Genomic DNA, 289 nt, shown 5'->3' with positions numbered 1-289 from the left:
ATCTAATCCTGTTCGCTCCCCATGCTTTCGCTCCTCAGCGTCAGTAAATGCCCAGAGACCTGCCTTCGCCATCGGTGTTCCTCCTGATATCTGCGCATTTCACCGCTACACGAGGAATTCCAGTCTCCCCTACATCACTCTAGTCTGCCCGTACCCACCGCAGATCCGAGGGTGAGCCTCGGACTTTCTCGATAGACGCGACAAACCGCCTACGAGCTCTTTACGCCCAATAAATCCGGATAACGCTTGCGCCCTACGTATTACCGCGGCTGCTGGCACGTAGTTAGCC

General features: G+C 55.7%; 1 rRNA gene. It reads right to left on the bottom strand.

What is annotated here, in order from left to right:
* A 16S ribosomal RNA gene (locus RF641_RS17555) occupies positions 1–289 on the bottom strand; the annotation flags it as partial.

Source organism: Arthrobacter sp. 'calajunan' (assembly GCF_046940185.1).
Lineage (GTDB): Bacteria > Actinomycetota > Actinomycetes > Actinomycetales > Micrococcaceae > Glutamicibacter > Glutamicibacter soli.
This window is presented reverse-complemented; position numbering and strand designations above follow the sequence as displayed.